Genomic DNA, 652 nt, shown 5'->3' on the forward strand with positions numbered 1-652 from the left:
CAACCATATAAACTCATAATTCTCAGGTAAAGGTAAATTCATCTCCCATGCAAGCTCAGCAGGAATATTATGATAATTAATACTTTCATTTTTATCATTGAGTTTTTTAGGATTGAGTAATGAAGGATAGGGATGATTTTCTTTTTTGTATTTTTCATTAAAATCATTTGACAATAACCATTCTTCTATTAAATCAAAATTCTGTATAAAATAAGAAAAATTATGAAAAATATTATCCAGTATAGCAGGATAGTCTTGATGGGTTTTTAATATCTTTTGTATTCTTGGGTATTCTTTTAGTATTAATTGTTTATGATTTATCAATCCTTGAAGTAAGCTAACATTAAGTTCTTTAAATTCTTTAAAAAGTTCTTTAAAAATTTGAAATTCTTTATTGGCTTGTTTAATATGATGATAAAGTTTTAATCCTCCTCCTTTATACCAAGTTTGATAAGCTTTGATTAAAACTTCACCTAAGATATAAGATAAATGAAATTTATATTTTAAAGCCTCTTCATAATCACTACAAGTTTCTAAGCTTGGATATTGGAGTTGGGGAAAGATTTTTATGGTTTGTTGATAGATTTTTTGTTCTTTTTGATGTTGTTTGCGGATGAGATAGAGTTTTTTAAATAAGGCTAATCCCCCCCCC

Annotated in this window: 1 pseudogene; it reads right to left on the bottom strand. The window is 26.7% G+C overall.

The features are described from left to right. A pseudogene (locus ACLL8X_RS09315) lies at positions 1–652 on the bottom strand (DUF2972 domain-containing protein); the annotation flags it as partial.

The organism is Campylobacter parajejuni (genome assembly GCF_046764905.1).
Taxonomy (GTDB): Bacteria; Campylobacterota; Campylobacteria; order Campylobacterales; family Campylobacteraceae; genus Campylobacter_D.